Origin of the sequence: Anabaena sp. FACHB-83, from assembly GCF_014697485.1 — a bacterium.
GTDB lineage: Bacteria > Cyanobacteriota > Cyanobacteriia > Cyanobacteriales > Nostocaceae > Nostoc_B.
Map to the genome: position 1 here is coordinate 1 of NZ_JACJRY010000114.1, position 2,024 is coordinate 2,024.

General features: G+C 40.2%; 6 protein-coding genes. All 6 read left to right on the top strand.

Annotation, left to right across the window (positions count from 1 at the left end):
• The first annotated feature begins 116 nt into the window (after window positions 1–116).
• A complete protein-coding gene (locus tag H6G79_RS36250) occupies window positions 117–293 on the top strand; it encodes a hypothetical protein (protein ID WP_190595345.1) in 177 nt (58 codons plus the stop codon).
• On the top strand, window positions 286–483 hold the full coding sequence (locus tag H6G79_RS36255) for a hypothetical protein (RefSeq protein WP_190595346.1): 198 nt from the start codon (window positions 286–288) through the stop codon (window positions 481–483). The genes H6G79_RS36250 and H6G79_RS36255 overlap by 8 nt, the downstream gene beginning before the upstream one ends.
• A 21-nt stretch (window positions 484–504) precedes the next feature.
• Window positions 505–702, top strand: a complete 198-nt coding sequence (locus H6G79_RS36260; protein WP_190595347.1) for a hypothetical protein — start codon at window positions 505–507, stop codon at window positions 700–702.
• 104 nt (window positions 703–806) lie between these two features.
• The gene (locus H6G79_RS36265; protein WP_190595348.1) at window positions 807–1,619 is read left to right on the top strand and encodes a hypothetical protein; all 813 of its coding nucleotides are present in this window, start codon (window positions 807–809) and stop codon (window positions 1,617–1,619) included.
• An 87-nt stretch (window positions 1,620–1,706) separates the two neighbouring features.
• Window positions 1,707–1,961 carry a hypothetical protein gene (locus H6G79_RS36270; RefSeq protein WP_190595349.1) on the top strand — a complete coding sequence of 85 codons (255 nt, stop codon included), beginning with the start codon at window positions 1,707–1,709 and terminating at the stop codon, window positions 1,959–1,961.
• Window positions 1,958–2,024 (top strand): DUF1392 family protein (locus H6G79_RS36275; RefSeq protein WP_191049408.1); only part of this gene is annotated, 67 nt, incomplete at its 3' end. The genes H6G79_RS36270 and H6G79_RS36275, both read left to right, overlap by 4 nt.

Genomic DNA, 2,024 nt, shown 5'->3' on the forward strand with positions numbered 1-2,024 from the left:
ACATGAGCAAAGGCGCAAGCTAAGAATATCGAAAGCTGGGTGCAACGAAAGTGGCACGCCCAGATTGAACAGAGAGGTGCGGCGGATAATACCGCCCATCGACTCTACCAATTGTTTTGGTACTTCCTGATAAGCATTCAGATGAAGTTCGCCATTACTCTGACGAGCAGATTCAAACACTTTCTGTTGCAGAAATACAGCAGCAGCTACAGGCAGAAATTGATGAACATCAACAGCAAATCAAAGCACTTCAACAGCAATTGACGGCAATTGGAGGGTCAAACGATGGCTAAGGTTGTCGATTATTACGTAGAACGAACTGCTGCCAGATTGTTGCGATCGCTCAAAGGTTCGGGTGGTGCTATTCCTCTGCACAGGATTCAGTTTTCGCAAACCATCATTCAGTATTTGTTGGACAAGAAATTAGTGCAAATCAAGAATACTGGACACGGATTTTTGTTGGCAGTTGTCGACAAATTTTAACTACACAAGGGAGCAACTCACATGGATTTACCAGATTTATTGCTATTAGTTGAATCTGCCCAGTTTCTGATATCTCAAATCGAAAAACATCCTGATTACCAAGCACTTGATTACCAACCAGACCTAACAGTTGGTGATGCTCAAACAGCACTGTCGTATTTGAAATGCGAACTAGAGGATAATCAACAGCTTTCTATTAACTTAGAGACTTCATCATAAAAAGACGAACACCTGAACCAGCCTTTTCAGGTGTTCGCCAATTATTTCAGGTATGTGTCACAGAAAAATTATTATTGCACACTCAATAAATGCAGAGGTTAAGGATGAGTAATGAAATCAAACTAGGCTTTTGCAATCCACCAGAACCAGTTTATCTTTATGTCAAAAATGGTGAATCAAACGGTGAATCATATCTTTGGTATCACTTCATCATTGACCAAGATAAAACTATTCCAGTACAGCAACGTGGACTAACAGGCTATTTATCAGAACTACGAGTGACAGCCAAAGAATTCAAAGGAAAGGACAATCTCAAGTTAGATATTGTTGTCGCGGCTGATGAGGTTTATGTAATCAGAACTGGAATAGACACGAATTTTGCCAAAACATTTTTATTATCAGGATCACTGGTACAAGACTTTTCTAAACCCCTGATTATTGCTGTTACTGCTGGCGAAGAAAATACGGTGTTCTGTCGATTATACGATGCCACAACTAAAGTCAGAATCCGCAGAGAATGGAATGCAAATGCTGACTGGGGTGTAATCATTACCGAAATTCAATCTCGCTTGGGTACATCTACATCGCTTCCCTTAACACCAGAACAGCCGCCGCATCCCCAAGATTTACGAGTGAAACAGATTCGGACTTTGTTGAATTATCCCCTTGATTTGGTCAAAGAGTATTTGCAATTTCAAGATGTTGACCGTCCAAGTTTACTACCTGTCAGCAAGATTGATTCACTGGTAAAAACGATGTGTTTGGCTTGGGCTGCTGACAAGTTTGAAAACCCTAATGATGCCGAATCTTCTTATCAAAAGCAAGTGATTGATGCAGTTACAAATGGGGCTGAGGAAGTGACAGTAATCAAGACTTGGATGCAGCAGTTACAAGGGGTAAAAGTTAGAGTGGCTTGACTAAGGAAATAAGTCTCCCAAGTTTTTCGCACTCCTGAATTTTCCTTTTTAAACCTTCTCTCGGTATCGAATTTTAGAGAGGTATGTATGACTAAAACTTTAACTAATTCAGAAAATTATACCTGCCATCAAATCGCCAGTATTCTCTCATTAAATTTATTAACTGTCAGACATTGGATTCAGAGGGGCTGGCTCAAGGCTAATCAAAGTTCTCCCAAATACTATCAGGTGAAACCGGGAAACCTCAAACAATTTCTCGAAAACCCACCACATCAGATTAAAAAGCGTATTTCATCTCTTGATTCCCAAGCCATTAATTGTTTGTTGAAGGGGAAAGCATGAAAGAACAAATTACAGATTTAGAAAGATGCTGGTTTTTATCCCCACCTTGGGGACAAGCCATAC

Excerpts from the sequence above, each read along its gene's own strand:
- H6G79_RS36255 (WP_190595346.1), top strand. The coding sequence starts at position 286 with ATGGCTAAGGTTGTCGATTATTACGTAGAACGAACTGCTGCCAGATTG.
- H6G79_RS36260 (WP_190595347.1), top strand. The coding sequence starts at position 505 with ATGGATTTACCAGATTTATTGCTATTAGTTGAATCTGCCCAGTTTCTG.
- H6G79_RS36265 (WP_190595348.1), top strand. The coding sequence starts at position 807 with ATGAGTAATGAAATCAAACTAGGCTTTTGCAATCCACCAGAACCAGTT.
- H6G79_RS36270 (WP_190595349.1), top strand. The coding sequence starts at position 1,707 with ATGACTAAAACTTTAACTAATTCAGAAAATTATACCTGCCATCAAATC.